This window comes from Streptomyces sp. Go-475 (assembly GCF_003330845.1).
In the GTDB taxonomy this organism is placed as follows: Bacteria; Actinomycetota; Actinomycetes; order Streptomycetales; family Streptomycetaceae; genus Streptomyces.
The window spans coordinates 2,127,951-2,146,595 of the sequence record NZ_CP026121.1; the positions used below are offsets into that span (position 1 = coordinate 2,127,951).

Consider the following 18,645-nt stretch of genomic DNA (forward strand, 5'->3'; position numbering starts at 1 on the left):
GCCGGACGGGTCCGACAGTCCCGTACGAGAGTCGGACGGTCCCTCAGTCCTTGTGGACGGTGCCGTCCGGGTCGAGCCCCTTGAACGACAGCAGCACGATCAGGATGCCGCCGCACACGATCGCCGAGTCGGCCAGGTTGAACACGGCGAAGTGCTTGGGCGCGATGAAGTCCACGACCGCGCCCTCGAAGACACCCGGCGCCCGGAAGATCCGGTCGGTGAGGTTGCCCAGCGCACCGCCGAGCAGCAGGCCCAGCGCGATCGCCCAGGGCAGGCTGTAGAGCTTGCGGGCGAGCCGGGCGATCACCACGATCACCGCCGCCGCGATCATGGTGAAGATCACCGTGAAGGCCTCGCCGAAGCCGAAGGCGGCGCCCGCGTTGCGGATCGCCTCGAACTTCAGCCAGTCCCCGATGATCTCGATGGGCGGGTGGTGCTCCAGCTTGGCCACCACGATCATCTTGCTGATCAGGTCGAGGGCGTACGCGATGGTGGCGACGACGAACAACACCGCGATGCGGCGCCTGCCCCGGGGCCTTCCGGCCGTGGCCTCCGGCCGGCCCGCGCCCGCGGCGCCGGCGGCCGCCGCCGTGTCGTCGGTGCCGGACCCGCCGGGCCGGTCCTGCCCGTTCCCGGCCGCGTCCGGTGTGTCCGGCGTACCGATGATGCGCTCCGCCTCTGCCACGTGAGTCCCTCAACCTAGGTGCCTGACTGAGGACGAGGGTACGGCACACCCCGCGCCGCCCACGTGCTCAGGAGGCATTCGGCGGCCGGTCAGTACCGGCGCTCCTGCTTCTGCTTGCACTCCACGCACAGCGTGGCCCGCGGGAAGGCCTGCATCCGGGCCTTGCCGATGGGGTTGCCGCAGTTCTCGCACAGGCCGTAGGTGCCGGCGTGGAGGCGTTCCAGCGCGCGCTCGGTCTGGACGAGCATCTCGCGCGCGTTGGCGGCCAGGGCCAGCTCGTGCTCGCGCGTGATGTTCTTGGTGCCGGTGTCCGCCTGGTCGTCGCCCGCGCCGTCCCCGGAGTCCCGCATCAGGCCTGCGAGCGACCGCTCCGACGAGGTGATCTCCTCGCGCAGCCGCGCCTCCTCCGACATCAGCTCGGAGCGCGCCTCCTCGACCTCCTCCGTCGTCCAGGGGTCCTCGCCCGGGCGTACCGCCAGCTCACCGGGGTCCGCCGCGCCCGCCCGCGCCTTCGGAACGGCGGTCTTCGCCGCCGTGGCCGTGCCAGGAGTCTTCTTCGCACCCACCGTCGTCGCTCCCGTCTGCGGCGCGGTCTCGGCCGCACCCGCCTTCTTGGCCGTGCTGCTCCCGGCCGTGTCCTGTGTGGCCGCGCCGGTCCGGGCAGCGCCCTTCCCGGCCGGGCCCTTCGTGGTGGTGCTCCCGCCTCCGGCGCCCTGCCCGGCGACACCCTCGGCGCCCTTCTTCGCGGCGCCGGCCTTGGCGGCCTTCGCCCTGCTGACAGCGGCCTTCTTCGCCGCCGCCCCCTTGGCGGCCTTCTCGGCCACCGCTTCCCCACCCACCGCTTCCGCGGCGACCGCCTTCCCGGCCACCGCCTCCTTGGCGACCCCCTTCTTGGCGACCGCCTCCCTGGCCGCCGTCCTCTTGGCTGCCGTCTTCCTGGCTGCCGTCTTCTTGGCCGTTGCCTTGGGCGCTGTCTTCCCGGCCGCCGTCTTGGCCGCTGCCTCCTCGGCCGCCGTCTCCTTCGCCGCCGTCTTCCCGACAGTCGCCTTCTTGGCCGAAGCCTTCTTGGCCGAAGCCTTCCTGACAGCCGCCTTCTCGGCCGGAGCCTTTTCGCCCGCAGCCTTCACACCCTGCTCGGCAGCGCCCATCCTGGCCGTCACCTTCTTGACGGCCGCCTTGGTCTTCTTGACGGCTGCCTTCGTCCCCTCGGTCGCCTTCCCCGCCGCCCCCTTCGCCGCCCGCCCCGCCGAGCCCCCCTGGGTGGACTTCTTCCCACCCACGTCCTTGGCCGCACCGCCGGAGGCCTCCCCGGACCTGCCGGACGCCGGCTGCTGTACGGCGGTCTTCTTCGCCACCATGGCCGCGGCCCCTTCACATATTGTGATCTTGCTCGTGAATCGTGCTGGGACGATAAATCGACTCGAGTCCCGCGGCAACGGGGCACACCGCCCGATTCGCCCGCCTCGCGCACGCCGCGCGGCGAACCTGCATCCGTTGTGCCCAGCTCCCCGTCCGGTAATCCGCCGGGCCGGACGTCCCAGGATCCGAACACCTATACCACCCCATTCGGGTCATCAAACCCATAAGCCGCACCCAGCGCCGCCCGGCCCCGGCGCCCCGGAAAAGCGGTCGGCCGCTGTCCGCCCGGCGCCGTACACTGGGCAGAGCGAAAAGCGTGGATGGGGACGAGTAGCGGCGTACGCAGCCCAGAGCGACCCGGGGACGGTGGAAGCCCGGGGGCGAGCGCGACGTGAAGATCACCCCGGAGCCGCCGGAAGAAAGCCGCAGCCGAGGGCCGTGGCCAGTAGAACCGGCATCGCGACCCCAATGAGGGGGCTCCTCGGCGCACACCCCGCGCCGGAGGGCCAAGGAGGGTGGTACCGCGGGAGCGCGCCGAAGGCGGCGCAGGCAGACGTAGCTCTCGTCCCTCCGGACGGAAGGCAGCAAGTCCGCCGGAGGAAGCCCGCTGATGACATCGCCGACGTATCGCCAGGTACCCGCCCAGGTCGACCTGCCCGCCCTCGAGCACGCGGTGCTCGACTTCTGGCGCGAGCAGAAGATCTTCGCCAAGAGCCTGGAGCAGTCCGAGGGCCGCCCCGAATGGGTGTTCTACGAGGGCCCGCCCACCGCCAACGGCATGCCCGGCGCCCACCACATCGAGGCGCGCGTCTTCAAGGACGTCTTCCCCCGCTTCCGCACCATGCGCGGCTACCACGTGGCCCGCAAGGCCGGCTGGGACTGCCACGGCCTCCCGGTGGAGCTCGCCGTCGAGAAGGAGCTCGGCTTCTCCGGCAAGCAGGACATCGAGGCGTACGGCATCGCCGCGTTCAACGCCAAGTGCCGCGAGTCGGTGACCCGCCACACGGACGCCTTCGAGGCGCTCACGACCCGCATGGGCTACTGGACCGACCTCCAGGACCCGTACCGCACGATGGACCCCGAGTACATCGAGTCGGTCTGGTGGTCCCTGAAGGAGATCTTCAACAAGGGCCTGCTGGTCCAGGACCACCGCGTCGCCCCCTGGTGCCCCCGCTGCGGCACGGGCCTGTCCGACCACGAGCTGGCGCAGGGGTACGAGACGGTCGTCGACCCCTCCGTCTACGTCCGCTTCCCGCTCACCTCCGGCCCGCTCGCCGGCGAGGCCGCGCTCCTGGTGTGGACGACGACCCCGTGGACCCTGGTGTCCAACACCGCCGTCGCCGCCCACCCCGAGGTCACCTACGTCGTGGCGACCAACGGCGAGGAGAAGCTCGTCGTCGCCGAGCCGCTCGTCGCCAAGGCCCTCGGCGAGGGCTGGGAGACCACCGGCGAGACCTTCACGGGCGCCGAGATGGAGCGCTGGACGTACCAGCGCCCCTTCGAGCTGGTGGAGTTCCCCGAGGCGGCCCACTTCGTGGTCAACGCCGAGTACGTCACCACCGAGGACGGTACGGGTCTGGTCCACCAGTCCCCCGCCTTCGGTGAGGACGACCTCAAGGTCTGCCGCGCCTACGGCCTCCCGGTCGTCAACCCCGTCCGCCCGGACGGCACCTTCGAGGCGGACGTCCCGCTGGTCGGCGGCGTCTTCTTCAAGAAGGCCGACGAGAAGCTCACCGAGGACCTCCAGCAGCGCGGACTCCTCTTCAAGCACCTCGCGTACGAGCACAGCTACCCGCACTGCTGGCGCTGCCACACCGCGCTGCTCTACTACGCGCAGCCCTCCTGGTACATCCGCACCACGGCGATCAAGGACCGCCTCCTCGCGGAGAACGAGGGCACCAACTGGTTCCCGGACACGGTCAAGAACGGCCGCTACGGCGACTGGCTGAACAACAACATCGACTGGGCGCTGTCCCGCAACCGCTACTGGGGCACGCCGCTGCCGATCTGGCGCTGCGAGGACGACCACCTCACCTGCGCCGGCTCCCTCACGGAGCTGACCGAGCTGACCGGCACCGACCAGTCGGGCCTGGACCCGCACCGCCCGTTCATCGACGAGGTCACCTTCGCCTGCCCGCAGGACGGCTGCGGCAAGACGGCCACGCGCGTGCCCGAGGTGATCGACGCCTGGTACGACTCGGGCTCGATGCCGTTCGCGCAGTGGGGCTACCCGTACAAGAACAAGGAGCTGTTCGAGGCCCGCTACCCGGCGCAGTTCATCTGCGAGGCCATCGACCAGACCCGCGGCTGGTTCTACACGCTGATGGCGGTCGGCACGCTCGTCTTCGACAAGTCGTCCTACGAGAACGTGGTCTGCCTCGGTCACATCCTCGCCGAGGACGGCCGCAAGATGTCCAAGCACCTGGGCAACACCCTGGACCCGATCCCGCTCATGGACCGGCACGGCGCCGACGCGGTCCGCTGGTTCATGGCGGCCGGCGGCTCCCCCTGGGCGGCCCGCCGCGTGGGCCACGGCACCATCCAGGAGGTCGTCCGCAAGACCCTCCTGACGTACTGGAACACGGTCGCCTTCCAGGCCCTGTACGCCCGTACGTCCGGCTGGGCCCCGTCCGAGGCCGACCCGGCCCCGGCCGACCGCCCGGTCCTGGACCGCTGGCTGCTGTCCGAACTGCACGCGCTCACCGACCAGGTCACCCAGGCCCTCGACGCCTACGACACCCAGCGCGCCGGCAAGCTGCTGTCCGCGTTCGTCGACGACCTGTCGAACTGGTACGTGCGCCGCTCGCGGCGCCGCTTCTGGCAGGGCGACAAGGCCGCGCTGCGCACGCTGCACGAGGTCGTCGAGACCGTGACGCAGCTCATGGCCCCGCTGACCCCGTTCATCACCGAGCGGGTCTGGCAGGACCTGGTCGTCCCGGTCACCCCGGGCGCCCCGGAGTCGGTCCACCTGTCGACCTGGCCCGAGGCGGACCTCACCGCCATCGACCCGGAGCTGTCGAAGCAGATGGTGCTGGTGCGCCGGCTGGTGGAGCTGGGCCGGGCCACGCGCGCGGAGTCGGGCGTCAAGACCCGCCAGCCGCTGTCCCGCGCCCTGATCGCGGCCACCGGCTTCGAGACGCTGGACTCCGAACTGCGCACGCAGATCACGGAGGAGCTGAACGTCGAGTCCCTGGCGACGCTCAGCGAGGTCGGCGGCTCCCTGGTCGACACCACCGCCAAGGCCAACTTCCGCGCGCTCGGCAAGCGGTTCGGCAAGCGCGTCCAGGACGTGGCGAAGGCCATCGCGAACGCGGACGCGGCCGCGCTGTCCCTGGCCCTGCGCGAGGGCACGGCGTCGGTGGAGGTCGACGGCGAGACCATCACGCTGGCTCCCGACGAGGTCATCATCACGGAGACCCCGCGCGAGGGCTGGTCGGTGGCGTCGGACTCCGGCGCGACGGTCGCCCTGGACCTGGAGATCACGGAGGAGCTGCGCCGAGCCGGCCTCGCCCGTGACGCGATCCGGCTGATCCAGGAGGCGCGCAAGAACAGCGGCCTCGACGTGGCCGACCGCATCGCACTGCGCTGGACGGCGACGGACGCGGCGACGGTCGCGGCCCTCACCGACCACGCCGGCCTGATCGCCGACGAGGTTCTCGCCACGGCCTTCTTGAATGAGCACAGCGCCCAGGGCGAGGCGGACGACACCTACGGCGAGCCCTTCACCGACGAGGGCCTGTCCCTGACGTTCCGCCTGCGCAAGGCGTAACCCGCGGGACCTCTCGGACCGAAGGTCATCGCACCGAAGGCCCGGCCCCGCCAAAGATCTTGGTGGGGCCGGGCCTTCGGCGTTGCGTACGCAGAACGCCGGTGCGCGGGTGCGAACACGCGTGGCAAAAGGGCGAGGCCCCGGGGTGAACCCGGGGCCTCGCCCTGAACGCTGCCGACGTCTACGCCGTACTACTGGCCGTCAGGCCGTCAGTTGTCATCCTCGTCGATCAGGAAGCCTCGCATGGGCGAGGGCGCCTGACCCATCGGGGACGGACCCTGCGGACGCACCGGCGCCATCGGCTGGGTCATCGCCGGAGACATCTGCTGCTGGCCGCCGTAGGACGGAGCGGACGGCGAAGGCGCACCGCCCATCGTCTGGTTGCCGCCGTACGACGGGGCACTCGCGCCGGCCGGGGCCATGGAAGGCGCCGGGGACGGCGGGAGGGACGCGGTCGCCGGAGTGCGCGGCGGGGCCAGCGAATCGTCGGCCTGGGTCTCCAGCTGGCGCAGCTGCGACTCCAGGTACGACTTCAGGCGCGTGCGGTACTCGCGCTCGAAGCCGCGCAGGTCCTCGACCTTGCGCTCCAGCGTGGCGCGGGCGGACTCCAGGGAGCCCATCGCGACGCGGTGCTTCTCCTGCGCGTCCCGCTCCAGGGCGTCGGCCTTGGCACGGGCGTCACGCTCCAGACCCTCGGCACGCGAACGCGCCTCGCCGACGATCTTGTTGGCTTCGGAACGGGCCTCGGCGATCGCCTGGTCGGCGGTCTGCTGGGCCAGCGAGAGGACACGCGCGGCGCTGTCGCCACCGGGGCCTCCCTGACCGGGGCCGCCCATCGGACCGCCCATGGGGCCGCCCATCGGACCACCCATCTGCTGCTGCATGGGGGGCTGACCCATCGGCCCCGGACCCTGGCCCATCGGACCGGGACCACCAGGACCCTGGGGACCACCCTGACCGCCGGGGCCGGCGGGCAGCTGCGGGGCACCGCTCGGCAGCTGGGGCGGGCCACCCATGGGGCCGCCCATCTGCTGCTGCGGCGGGCCCGATATGCCGGCGGGAACGGGACCACCGGGACCGCGCATGCCCTGCTGCTGTTGCTGCTGATCCTGCTGCTGTTCCGGAGGCTTGCGCATGTTCTGCTGGTTCTGCGCAGCAGCGCGCGTGGCCGCGGCCAGTTTGGCGCGCAGGTCCTCGTTCTCACGGAGCAGGCGGGTCAGTTCGGCTTCGACCTCGTCGAGGAAGGCATCGACCTCGTCCTCGTCATAGCCTTCTCGGAGGCGGACGGTCGTGAACTGCTTGTTCCGCACGTCCTCGGGGGTCAACGGCATCTCTTCACCTCAACGTAGTCGTCGGCAGTCGGCAAGACCGTATCTGTCACATCGCTCACATCGCGCTCCGCACGAGTGTGATCAGGATGTAGACGATGATCATCAGTACGAAGAAGGACAGGTCGAGCGCCACGCCCCCGAGACGCAGCGGCGGGATGACCCGCCGCAGAAGCTTGAGCGGTGGATCAGTGGCAGTGTAGGTGGCCTCCAGGACGACCACCATCGCCTTGCCGGGTTGCCATGAGCGGGCGAACTGGAAGACGTAGTCCATGACCAACCGGAAGATGAGCACGATGAGGAAGACCATCAGCGCGATGTAGAGAACCTGCAGAACCACGCTCATGACTGGCGCTTCCCTCTCCCCTGTTCCGTGCGATCTTTCCGGTGGTGCGTCTCAGCTCTGGTTGAAGAACCCGCCCTCTGCGATGCGGGCCTTGTCCTCCGCCGTGACATCGACGTTAGCAGGCGACAACAGGAACACCTTCTGCGTCACCCGCTCGATACTGCCGTGAAGACCAAACACCAAACCGGCCGCAAAGTCGACAAGTCGCTTCGCATCTGTGTCGTCCATCTCAGTCAGATTCATGATCACCGGGGTGCCCTCACGGAAGTGTTCCCCGATGGTACGGGCCTCGTTGTAGGTCCGTGGGTGGAGCGTGGTGATCCGGTAAGGCTCTCGTTCGGACACGACCTTGGGCATGATCACCGGTGCGTTCTTCTCCAGACTTGCGCGTTCTTGTGTGATGGATGCCACGGGCGCGATGCGCGCCGGGCGGCCGGATTCCGCGGGGAGCGAAGCAGAGCGGGGGGCAGGCTCGCGAGGTGCGGGCGGTTGTACGACTCGTACCTCTTCATCCCTTTGGGGCTGATGTGAGACGTGCGACTGGTGGGACGGCTCGTGCCTACGGTGGTCCCGCTCGGGTTCCGGGTCCAGTTCGGGTTCGAAGTCGTCGTCGGGGTCGAATCCGCGGCCGTCGTACCCATCGTCCTCCACGAGGCCGAGGTAGACCGCCATCTTGCGCATCGCGCCGGCCATGCTCTGAGTCCTCCGCTCTGTGGTGGATCGGCTGACGACTGCCAAGTGCCCGCGATCCACGAGGTCCTTGAAATCCGCCTTTCGGCGGCAATGACCATATTTTCTGCTGTGGTCCGACTTCTTGGCGACGTTACCCGAGCCTGGGGCGGACTCCGAGTACCGCGCTGCCGACGCGCACATGTGTCGCTCCGGCCGCCACGGCCTGTTCGAGGTCCGCACTCATCCCTGCCGAGACCATGGTGGCAGCCGGATGACTCCGGCGCAGGTCAGTCGACAAATCCATCAACCGCTCGAAGGCCGCCTGTTCGCGTCCTGCGTACTCGCCGGTGAGCGGTGCGACGGTCATCAGTCCGTCCAGCCGCAGCCCCGGGGCCCCGGCCACTAGGTCGGCCAACTCCCCGATTCCGCCGGGGGCCACGCCTCCGCGCTCACCCCGCTCGCTCTCCCCCGCGTCCAGCGCGACCTGGAGGAGACAGCCCAGCTCACGACCCGCCCGGACGGCCTCCTTCGACAGGGCTGTGACGAGCTTGGAACGATCGACGGACTGCACGAAATCCGCGTAACCGGCCACCGAGCGCACCTTGTTGGTCTGAAGTTGACCGACAAAATGCCAAGTAAGGGGCAGATCCATACAGGCCGCGGCCTTGGGTGCCGCGTCCTGATCGCGGTTCTCGGCGACGTGGCGCACGCCGAGTTCCGCGAGGATCCGCACATCGCTCGCGGGGTAGGTCTTGGTGACCACGATCAGGGTCACGTCCTCGCGCGGGCGCCCCGCCGCCGCGCACGCGTCGGCGATGCGCCGCTCCACTTTCGCCAGATTCGCGGCGAGTTCGTCCTTACGGTCTGTCATGTCCTGTCAGTCCAGCCACACATAACCCGCGAGCCGCCCGGTGGTGCGGTCGCGTCGGTACGAGAAGTGATCGCGCGATTCCAGCGTGCACACCGGCGACCGCTCCCGGTCGCGCACCCCGAGCCGTTCCAGCTGGGCGTGCACGCCGGCGCTCACATCGACCGCCGGCGTGCCCCAACTCGTCTCGGCGTACGCCGCCGGCTCGACGGCGGACACCTCGGCGCGCATCGCCTCGGGCACTTCGTAACACCGGCCGCAGACGGTGGGTCCGGTGCGGGCGATGATCCGGGAGGGCTCGGCGCCCAGGTCCGTCATCGCGCGTAGCGCGGCCGGGACGACTCCGGCGATCATGCCCGGCCGGCCCGCGTGGGCCGCGGCGGCGATCCCGGCGACCGGGTCGGCGAGCAGCACCGGCACGCAGTCGGCGGTGAGCACGGCGAGGGCGAGCCCGCGCCGCGTCGTGACGATCGCGTCGACCGACGGAATGTCGGACGAGGACCCCCACGGTCCGTCCACCACCGACACGTCCGCCCCGTGCACCTGGTTCATCCAGACCACCCGGTCCGGCTCGACGCCCAGGGACTTGGCGGCCAGTTCCCGGTTGGTGCGTACGGCGTCCGGGTCGTCTCCGACCGCTCCGCCGAGATTGAGCTCCTCATACGGAGCGGCGCTCACCCCGCCCCACCGGTCGGTGAAGGCGAAGTGCGCGCCGCTCGCGCTCTCGCGCTGTCCTATCACGTCAGAAGGATCACTTGAGGAAGTCCGGTACGTCCAGTTCCTCGGCCGCGCTGTCCGAGTAGGTCCGGGGCGCCGGCGGGACCGGCGGGGCGACCGGGATGTCGTTGACCGGCTCCGGAGCGGGCTCCGGGTCCTCCTTCGGGGTCACGCTGCCGAGCGATCCGAAGGACGGGCGGCTCTCGGTCTGCCGCGCCGGGGCCGGCTCCTCGCGCTTGGCCGAGGTGGAGCCGATCACGTTCTCGCGGCGGGCCGGGGGCTGGCCGCCGTCGAAGCCGGCGGCGATGACCGTGACCCGGACCTCGTCGCCGAGGGCGTCGTCGATGACCGCGCCGAAGATGATGTTGGCCTCGGGGTGGGCGGCCTCGCTGACCAGCTGGGCGGCCTCGTTGATCTCGAACAGGCCGAGGTCGGAGCCACCGGAGATGGAGAGCAGCACACCGCGGGCGCCGTCGATGGACGCCTCCAGCAGCGGCGAGGAGATCGCCATCTCGGCGGCGGCCACCGCGCGGTCGTCGCCGCGGGCCGAGCCGATGCCCATCAGGGCCGAGCCGGCCTCGGACATGACCGACTTGACGTCGGCGAAGTCGAGGTTGATGAGGCCGGGGGTGGTGATGAGGTCGGTGATGCCCTGGACACCGGAGAGCAGGACCTGGTCGGCCGACTTGAAGGCGTCGAGCACCGAGACCTGGCGGTCCGAGATGGACAGCAGCCGGTCGTTCGGGATGACGATGAGGGTGTCGACCTCTTCGCGGAGCTCGGCGATGCCGTCCTCGGCCTGGTTCGCGCGGCGCCGCCCCTCGAAGGTGAACGGGCGCGTGACCACACCGATGGTGAGGGCACCCAGCGAGCGGGCGATGTTGGCCACGACGGGCGCGCCGCCGGTGCCGGTGCCGCCGCCTTCACCGGCTGTCACGAAGACCATGTCGGCCCCCTTGAGGACCTCCTCGATCTCCTCGCGGTGGTCCTCGGCGGCCTTGCGGCCCACGGCCGGGTTGGCTCCGGCGCCGAGTCCGCGGGTGAGTTCACGGCCGACGTCCAGCTTGACGTCGGCGTCGCTCATCAACAGGGCTTGCGCGTCGGTGTTGATGGCGATGAACTCGACGCCCTTGAGACCGACCTCGATCATCCGGTTGATGGCATTGACACCACCGCCGCCGACACCGATGACTTTGATGACTGCGAGGTAGTTCTGCGGTGCTGCCACGTCGAAGGCCTCTCGCCTCGAGTTACGTGTCGCCGAATCACCGTGACGCGCCTGCGCCCCGCGACCCGACGACTGATGCCGAATGGGACGGTCCGTATCGCCGACCCGAACCCTAACCCTGAAGTTTAGGGTTACCAGTGTGTCTGTTCCTTGGAGTCTTCTGAACAGGACACTAAGTCGACAAGTGGCGCACGTTCAACGAACACGCCGAACCTCCCGTTTTTCTTTTCACCCTATGTGATCAGCCGTAGCACTGCCCAACCAGGGTGCTGGCCTGCGCGGATGTGCGTCAACTCGCTGATGACGCGGGAGCCGTGGGGACGCTGACGTCGAAGTGCCGCGCGTCCGGCGAGGCTTTCATCAGAGCGGTGAGCGTACGGGCCTTCGCGGCGCCCTTCTCGCTGCTCCCCCAGACGACCGTGCGGCCGTCCCGCAACTCCAGCGAGATGTCGTCGTAGGAACGGACCTTGACGGTCCGTGTGTCCCGGGCGACGGCGGCCGGAACGGCGCGGGCGACGCCCACCGCCTCGCGCACCAGCCGGGACTCGCCGAAGCGGCGCAGGCTGGCTGCGGCGGAGCTGGACCGCGACAGCGTCAATTCCAGTGCGGGCACGCCTTTCGGCGCATCAGAAACCGTGGCGAAACGGACACCTTCATCGTCCACTTCGACGAACTTTCCGCCCTTTTGGACAATCAGAACCGGAGTCCGCTCAACCACTTTCAGGTCGATTCCATGGGGCCAGGAACGGACCACGTCAACCGCGTCAATTCGGGGCAATTTCCGGCGCAGTCGCGTCTCGATCGCGTCGGTGTCCACGGAAATCAGCGGCTTCCCGAGGGGAACCTCGGCGGCCGCCTCGACCTGAGCCGGTGTCAGGACCCGGGTGCCCGACACGGAGACCCGCTCGGCGCGCAGCCAGTCGGATCCGTAGAACAGCCACAGGGTCGGGATGCCGAGGAAGACCAGGGCAAGGATCAGGATGACGATCACACGAACGTGGCGCCGTCGCAGACGCCTGACGGGCGGCGGGCCGGACGACTCCTGCTGGCGTTCACCGCGCTCGGCGGTGGTCGATCCGGCCACGCTCCGCTGCCTTCCGTCATCCGTGCCTAGCGGTGTGCACGAGCGGCGGCGATCGCCTCGTACACCATGCCGACGAGCAGGTCGTCGGCGTCCCGGCGGCCGAACTCGGCGGCGGCGCGGGACATCTGGTACAGCCGGTGCGGGTCGGCGAGCACGGGCAGGACGTTCTGCTGGACCCACTCGGGGGTCAGCTCCGCGTCGTCGACCAGCAGGCCGCCGCCGGCCTTCACCACCGGCTGGGCGTTGAGCCGCTGTTCGCCGTTGCCGATGGGCAGCGGGACGTAGGCGGCCGGGAGCCCGACGGCGGAGAGTTCGGCGACGGTCATCGCGCCCGCGCGGCAGAGCATCATGTCGGCCGCGGCGTACGCGAGGTCCATCCGGTCCAGGTAACTTACCGGGATGTACGGGGGCATCCCCGGCATCTGCTGGACCTGCGGCAGTTCGTTCTTCGGGCCGACCGCGTGCAGGATCTGGATGCCCGCCTGCTGGAGCCAGGGGGCGACCGTCTGCACGACCTCGTTGAGGCGGCGGGCGCCCTGGGAGCCGCCGGAGACCAGCAGCGTGGGCAGGTTCGGGTCGAGCCCGAAGGCGGCCCGGGCCTCGGGTCGCACGGCGGCGCGGTCCAGGGTGGCGATGGAGCGGCGCAGCGGGATGCCGATGTAGCGGGCGCCGCGCAGCTTGCTGTCCGGGGTGGAGACGGCGACCTGGCTGGCGTACCGCGAGCCGATCTTGTTGGCCAGGCCCGGGCGGGCGTTGGCCTCGTGGATGACGATCGGCACGCCGAGGCGCTTGGCCGCGAGGTAGCCGGGCAGGGCGACGTAGCCGCCGAAGCCGACCACGGCGTCCGCCTTGGTGCGTTCCAGGATCTGCTCGGTCGCCTTGATGGTGCCGCGCAGCCGGCCCGGGACGGTGATCAGCTCGGGGGTGGGCTTGCGTGGCAGCGGTACGGCGGGGATCAGCGCGAGTTCGTAGCCGCGCTCGGGTACGAGACGTGTCTCGAGGCCGCGCTCCGTGCCCAGGGCCGTGATGCCCACGGTCGGATCCTGCCTGCGCAGGGCGTCCGCGAGGGCGAGCGCGGGCTCGATGTGGCCCGCGGTTCCTCCGCCGGCGAGTACGACATGCACCGAAATTCACCGCTCTCCGGACGAGCGCGCCGCCGAGGCGCGCCGTCGCATCGTGTTCCATCTCCGGGGAGTCCGACCGGAACCGGTTCCCCCAGCCCCCCGCTTTCTACCAAAGCGGGGTTGCCGCATCGCAAGCGCCGCCCGCGCAGCGGGCTCGTCGCGCGCGAAGGCGATCAGCAGCCCGATGGCGAACATGGTCGGCAGCAGGGCGGATCCTCCGTAGGAGAACAGCGGGAGGGGGACGCCGGCGATCGGCAGCAGACCGAGCACCGCACCGATGTTGATCACGGCCTGGGCCGTGATCCAGGTGGTCACGCCTCCCGCGGCATACCTGACGAAGGGGTCCTCCGTGCGTCCGGCCACGCGGATACCCGCATAGCCTAGAGCCGCGAAGAGGGCGAGGACCGACAGCGTCCCCGCCAGGCCCAGTTCCTCACCGGTGACGGCGAAGATGAAGTCGGTGTGGGCTTCGGGGAGTTGGCCCCATTTCTCCACACTCGCACCCAGCCCGGAGCCGAAGATCCCGCCGGAGGCGAGGGCGTAGATGCCGTGCACGGCCTGCCAGCAGTCGACGGGTCCGGACTGGGGTTCGGTGGCGCCGAGGCACTGCAGGCGCGCCATGCGGTTCGAGCTGGACGTGATGAGGATGGTGCCGAGCACCGCGGCGATCGACAGGACACCGATGAACAGCCGGGTGGGCGCGCCCGCCAGCCACAGCAGGCCGAACAGGATCGCCGTGAGGATGATCGCCGTGCCCATGTCGCCGCCGATCATGATCAGACCGAGCAGCATGAAGGCGGCCGGCACCAGCGGGACGAGCATGTGCTTCCACTGGGTCAGCAGCCGCTTGTCCTGCTTGCGGGCGAGCAGGTCGGCGCCCCACAGCACCAGGGCGAGCTTGCCGAACTCGCTGGGCTGGATCTGGAAGGAGCCGCCGAGGGCGATCCAGTTCTGGTTGCCGTTGACCGACACTCCTATCCCGGGGATCTGCACCAGGGCCATGAGGAAGACGGCGCCCGCGAGGATCGGGTAGGCCAGCGCCCGGTGGAGTTTCACCGGCATGCGTGAGGCGGCGAACAGCAGACCGGCGCCGATCAGCGCCGCGAGCATCTGCTTGCGGAAGAAGTACGAGCCCGGCAGGGACATCTGCAGCGCGGTGATCTGGGAGGCCGAGTAGACCATCACCAGGCCGAGCACGGTGATCAGCAGACTGCCGCCGAGGATCAGGTAGTAGGCGGTCAGCGGCCGGTCCCAGCCCCGGCGGGCGCGGGTGTAGAAGTTCAGGACGGGGTTGTCGCGCAGGGACCGGGGAGGGACGGGGCGCTTGGGGGCGCGCTGGACCGGGGGCCGTCCGGTGCGGCTGGTGGGCATCGCCGATCACCCGGCCAGGCCGGGGGGAAACGCTCCGCCGCGCAGGCCCCCAGGCCGCCGCTCGGGCACCAGCCGCATCCGTGTCACGCGTCCCTCCAGGTACGCCCGGCACTCCCGCCGGGCGAGGCGGACCCGGGTCAGCCTTCGGCGGAGCCGAGCTCACGAACGGCGTCCGCGAAAGCGTCCCCGCGCTTGTTGTAGTTGACGAACATGTCCATGGAGGCGCACGCCGGAGCCAGCAGCACCGTGTCACCGGGGCGGGCGAGCCGCCGTGCCTCCTGAACCGCCGCGCGCATCGCCCCAGTGTCGGTCCGGTCGAGGTCGACGACGGGTACTTCCGGGGCGTGTCGCGCCAGGGCTTCGCGGATGAGCGCGCGGTCCGCGCCGATCAGCACGGCCCCGCGCAGCCGCTTCGCCGCCTTGGCGACCAGCTCGTCGAAGACCGCGCCCTTGGCGAGCCCGCCCGCGATCCACACGATCGACTCGTACGCCGCCAACGAGGCTTCCGCCGCATGCGTGTTGGTCGCCTTGGAGTCGTCGACGTACGCGACCCCGTCCACGTCGGCGACGTGCGCGATGCGGTGGGCGTCCGGGGTGAACGCCCGCAGGCCGTCCCGTACGGCCTTGGCGGGGACGCCGTAGGCGCGGGCGAGGGCCGCCGCCGCGAGGGCGTTGGCGATGTTGTGCGGGGCCGGCGGGTCGACGTCCGCGACCTCGGCGAGCTCCTGGGCGTTCTTCTGCCGGTTCTCGACGAAGGCGCGGTCGACCAGGATGCCCTCCACGACGCCGAGTTGGGAGGGCGCGGGCGTGCCGAGGGTGAAGCCGATGGCCCGGCAGCCCTCCTCCACGTCGGCCTCGCGGACCAGGTCCTCGGTGGCCTTGTCGGCCACGTTGTAGACGCAGGCGACGCGATTGCCCTCGTAGATCCGGCCCTTGTCGGCGGCGTAGGCCTCCATGGAGCCGTGCCAGTCGAGGTGGTCGGGGGCGAGGTTCAGCACCGCGGCCGAGTGGGCGCGCAGGGAGGGCGCCCAGTGCAGCTGGTAGCTGGACAGCTCCACGGCCAGGACGTCGTACTTCTCCTCGCCGAGCACCGCGTCCAGCAGGGAGACGCCGATGTTGCCGACGGCGGCGGTGCGCAGCCCGGCCGCCTTCAGGATCGAGGCGAGCATCTGGACGGTGGTGGTCTTGCCGTTGGTGCCGGTGACGGCCAGCCAGTCGGCGGCGTCGGGGCCGCGCAGGCGCCAGGCCAGTTCGACGTCGCCCCAGATCTCCACTGCGGCCTCACGCGCCGCCGTGAACAGCGGCTTGTCCGGCTTCCAGCCGGGCGCGGTGACGATCAGCTCGGTGCCCTCCGGCAAGGTGTCACCGTCGCCCAGGCGCACGGTGATCCCGAGCGCCTCCAGCTCGGCGGCCTGCGCCCGGGCGCGCTCGTCGGCGCCGTCGTTGACGACCGTGACGACCGCGCCGAGGCCGTGCAGCACCTTGGCCGCCGGGACGCCGGAGACGCCGAGTCCGGCGACGGTGACGTGCTTGCCCTGGAAGTCGAAGGGCTCCGAGGAGGTCACTTGTCCGCTGCCCATCCCGCGTAGAAGAGGCCAAGTCCGACAATCACACAGATGCCCTGAATGATCCAGAAGCGGACCACGACGAGCACTTCGGACCAGCCCTTGAGTTCGAAGTGGTGCTGGAGTGGCGCCATCCGGAACACGCGCTTGCCGGTGAGGCGGAACGAACCGACCTGGATCACCACGGACATGGTGATCAGGACGAACAGGCCGCCGAGGATGGCGAGCAGCAGCTCGGTGCGGGAGCAGATCGCGAGGCCCGCGAGCACGCCGCCGAGCGCGAGCGAACCGGTGTCACCCATGAAGATCTTGGCCGGCGAGGTGTTCCACCACAGGAAGCCCAGGCAGGCGCCCATCAGCGCGGAGGCGACCACCGCCAGGTCGAGCGGGTCGCGCACCTCGTAGCACGCGCCCGGGTTGGTCAGGGTCTGCGCGTTGGCGCAGGACTCCTGGAACTGCCAGACGCCGATGAAGGTGTAGGCGCCGAAGACGAGCACCGAGGCGCCGGTGGCCAGACCGTCCAGGCCGTCGGTCAGGTTCACGCCGTTCGACATCGCGAGGATCATGAACAGCGCCCAGACCACGAACAGCACGGGGCCGATCGTCCAGCCGAAGTCCGTGATGAACGACAGCTTCGTGGAGGCCGGGGTGTTGCCGCGGTTGTCCGCGAACTGCAGTGACAGCACCGCGAAGCCGATGCCGACGATCAGCTGGCCGGCCATCTTCGCCTTGGCCCGCAGACCCAGCGAACGCCGCTTGACGATCTTGATGTAGTCGTCCAGGAAGCCGACCAGGCCCATGCCGACCATCAGGCCGAGCACCAGCAGACCGGAGAAGGTCGGCGCCGCGTCGGCCTCCGGGTCCAGATAGCCCGTGATCACCTTCGCCAGGAAGTACGCGGCGACCGTCGCCAGGATGAAGGCGATGCCGCCCATGGTCGGCGTACCGCGCTTGCTGGCGTGCTCGCGCGGGCCGTCGTCGCGGATGTACTGGCCGTAGCCCTTGCGCGCGAGGAGCTTGATCAGCAGCGGGGTGCCGATCAGCGTGAGAAAGAGACCAATGACTCCTGCGAACAGGATCTGCTTCATCATCGGGCGGAAACCTCACCCTCGGCACCGGTCTCGAGCAGCGCCTGGGCAACGCTCTCGAGCCCGACCGAACGGGACGCCTTCACGAGCACGACGTCCCCCGGGCGCAACTCGCTGCGCAACAGGTCGACCGCCGCCTGTGCGTCGGACACGTGCACCGACTCCTCACCCCACGAACCCTCGTTATATGCGCCCAGTTGCAGCCAGGCGGCTTCCCTGCCACCGACCGCGACGAGCTTGCTGACGTTGAGCCGGACGGCGAGCCGTCCGACCGCGTCGTGCTCGGCGAGAGCCTCGTCCCCGAGCTCGGCCATCTTGCCGAGCACCGCCCACGTGCGACGCCCCTTGCCGATGGCCGCCAGCGCGCGCAGAGCGGCCTTCATGGACTCGGGGTTCGCGTTGTAGGCGTCGTTGACGACCGTCACGCCGTCCGGGCGCTCGGTGACCTCCATCCGCCAGCGGGAGAGGGAGCCCGCCTCGGAGAGCGCGACGGCGATCTCGTCTGCGGACATGCCCAACTCGTGGGCGACGGCGGCCGCGGCGAGCGCGTTCGACACGTGGTGCTCACCGTACAGGCGCATGGTCACATCACTTGCACCGGAGGGTGTGTGAAGCCTGAACGCGGGCTGTCCGGTGTCCGTGAGTCGCACGTTCTCGGCGCGAACGTCCGCTTCGCCGGACTCTCCGAAAAAGAGCACCTTCGCCTTCGTACGGGAGGCCATGGCCCGGACGTACGGGTCGTCGGCGTTGAGGATCGCGGTGCCGCCGTCGGCCTCGGAGGGCAGCGCCTCGACCAGTTCGCCCTTGGCCTGGGCGATCTGCTCGCGGCCGCCGAACTCGCCGATGTGGGCGGATCCGACGTTGAGCACCAGGCCGATCTTGGGCGGGGTCAGTTCCGTGAGGTAGCGGATGTGCCCGATGCCGCGGGCGCCCATCTCCAGGACGAGGAACCTCGTCTCCTCGGTGGCGCTGAGCGCGGTCAGCGGCAGCCCGATCTCGTTGTTGAGCGAGCCAGGCGTGAACACCGTCGGCGCCTTGCGCTGGAGCACCTGCGCGATGAGGTCCTTGGTGCTGGTCTTGCCCGCCGAGCCGGTGAGGGCGACGAGGGTGGCGCCGAGGCGTCGTACGACGTGCCGCGCGAGGGCGCCGAGGGCGGTCTGGACGTCGTCCACGACGATCGCGGGCACGCCGACGGGGCGGGTGCCGAGCACGGCCACCGCTCCCGCCTCGACGACCGCAGCCGCGAAGTCGTGGCCGTCCACGCGCTCCCCGGCGAAGGCCACGAACAGGCTGCCCGGCACCGCCTCGCGGGAGTCCCGGACGACCGGGCCGGTGACCTGGACGGACGGATCCGGTATGTCGTGCGTCTGCCCGCCGACGACTTCTGCGATCTCGGCGAGGGAGAGGGCGATCACAAGTTCATCCCCTGGGTCTTCTGGAT

15 protein-coding genes are annotated in these 18,645 nt (G+C 70.2%); 1 reads left to right on the forward strand and 14 read right to left on the reverse strand.

Going from position 1 to position 18,645, the window contains the following annotated elements:
* Positions 1–43 precede the first annotated feature (43 nt).
* Together lspA and C1703_RS39235 are read right to left on the reverse strand one after the other, a co-directional pair.
* Positions 44–685 (reverse strand): signal peptidase II, encoded by a 642-nt coding sequence (gene lspA / locus C1703_RS09770; protein WP_114251537.1) that lies wholly within the window; start codon positions 683–685, stop codon positions 44–46.
* An 89-nt stretch (positions 686–774) separates the two neighbouring features.
* The gene (locus C1703_RS39235; protein ID WP_198678127.1) at positions 775–2,043 is read right to left on the reverse strand and encodes a TraR/DksA family transcriptional regulator; all 1,269 of its coding nucleotides are present in this window, start codon (positions 2,041–2,043) and stop codon (positions 775–777) included.
* A 611-nt stretch (positions 2,044–2,654) separates the two neighbouring features.
* On the opposite strand from C1703_RS39235, the gene ileS reads away from it, so the two are divergent.
* Positions 2,655–5,813 carry an isoleucine--tRNA ligase gene (ileS, locus tag C1703_RS09785; RefSeq protein ID WP_114251538.1) on the forward strand — a complete coding sequence of 1,053 codons (3,159 nt, stop codon included), beginning with the start codon at positions 2,655–2,657 and terminating at the stop codon, positions 5,811–5,813.
* Between the two features lie 209 nt (positions 5,814–6,022).
* Here the strand turns inward: ileS and C1703_RS09790 are convergent, their stop codons facing one another.
* The 12 genes from C1703_RS09790 to murF all read right to left on the reverse strand — a co-directional run bounded on the left by C1703_RS09790 (position 6,023) and on the right by murF (position 18,619).
* Positions 6,023–7,144 carry a DivIVA domain-containing protein gene (locus C1703_RS09790; protein ID WP_157993090.1) on the reverse strand — a complete coding sequence of 374 codons (1,122 nt, stop codon included), beginning with the start codon at positions 7,142–7,144 and terminating at the stop codon, positions 6,023–6,025.
* Between the two features lie 55 nt (positions 7,145–7,199).
* Positions 7,200–7,487 carry a YggT family protein gene (locus tag C1703_RS09795; RefSeq protein ID WP_114251539.1) on the reverse strand — a complete coding sequence of 96 codons (288 nt, stop codon included), beginning with the start codon at positions 7,485–7,487 and terminating at the stop codon, positions 7,200–7,202.
* 51 nt (positions 7,488–7,538) lie between these two features.
* Positions 7,539–8,180: a cell division protein SepF gene (sepF, locus tag C1703_RS09800; RefSeq protein WP_114251540.1), complete on the reverse strand. Its 642-nt coding sequence runs from the start codon at positions 8,178–8,180 to the stop codon at positions 7,539–7,541.
* A gap of 130 nt (positions 8,181–8,310) precedes the next feature.
* Positions 8,311–9,030 (reverse strand): YggS family pyridoxal phosphate-dependent enzyme, encoded by a 720-nt coding sequence (locus tag C1703_RS09805; RefSeq protein ID WP_114251541.1) that lies wholly within the window; start codon positions 9,028–9,030, stop codon positions 8,311–8,313.
* Positions 9,031–9,036: 6 nt separating this feature from the next.
* Positions 9,037–9,768, reverse strand: a complete 732-nt coding sequence (gene pgeF, locus C1703_RS09810) for a peptidoglycan editing factor PgeF (protein WP_114251542.1) — start codon at positions 9,766–9,768, stop codon at positions 9,037–9,039.
* A gap of 10 nt (positions 9,769–9,778) precedes the next feature.
* Entirely contained in the window at positions 9,779–10,972 is a 1,194-nt protein-coding gene (gene ftsZ / locus C1703_RS09815) for a cell division protein FtsZ (RefSeq protein WP_020277551.1), read from the reverse strand.
* A gap of 289 nt (positions 10,973–11,261) precedes the next feature.
* A complete protein-coding gene (locus tag C1703_RS09820; protein ID WP_114251543.1) occupies positions 11,262–12,056 on the reverse strand; it encodes an FtsQ-type POTRA domain-containing protein in 795 nt (264 codons plus the stop codon).
* A gap of 26 nt (positions 12,057–12,082) precedes the next feature.
* The gene (gene murG, locus C1703_RS09825; protein WP_010039354.1) at positions 12,083–13,180 is read right to left on the reverse strand and encodes an undecaprenyldiphospho-muramoylpentapeptide beta-N-acetylglucosaminyltransferase; all 1,098 of its coding nucleotides are present in this window, start codon (positions 13,178–13,180) and stop codon (positions 12,083–12,085) included.
* A 6-nt stretch (positions 13,181–13,186) separates the two neighbouring features.
* Positions 13,187–14,551 (reverse strand): putative lipid II flippase FtsW, encoded by a 1,365-nt coding sequence (gene ftsW, locus C1703_RS09830; RefSeq protein WP_114251544.1) that lies wholly within the window; start codon positions 14,549–14,551, stop codon positions 13,187–13,189.
* A gap of 137 nt (positions 14,552–14,688) precedes the next feature.
* Positions 14,689–16,131: a UDP-N-acetylmuramoyl-L-alanine--D-glutamate ligase gene (murD, locus tag C1703_RS09835; RefSeq protein WP_198678128.1), complete on the reverse strand. Its 1,443-nt coding sequence runs from the start codon at positions 16,129–16,131 to the stop codon at positions 14,689–14,691.
* Entirely contained in the window at positions 16,113–17,204 is a 1,092-nt protein-coding gene (gene mraY / locus C1703_RS09840) for a phospho-N-acetylmuramoyl-pentapeptide-transferase (protein WP_114257358.1), read from the reverse strand. Before mraY ends, murD begins: the two co-directional genes overlap by 19 nt.
* A complete protein-coding gene (gene murF, locus C1703_RS09845) occupies positions 17,204–18,619 on the reverse strand; it encodes a UDP-N-acetylmuramoyl-tripeptide--D-alanyl-D-alanine ligase (protein ID WP_114251546.1) in 1,416 nt (471 codons plus the stop codon). The genes mraY and murF overlap by 1 nt, the downstream gene beginning before the upstream one ends.
* Between the last annotated feature and the right edge of the window lie 26 nt (positions 18,620–18,645).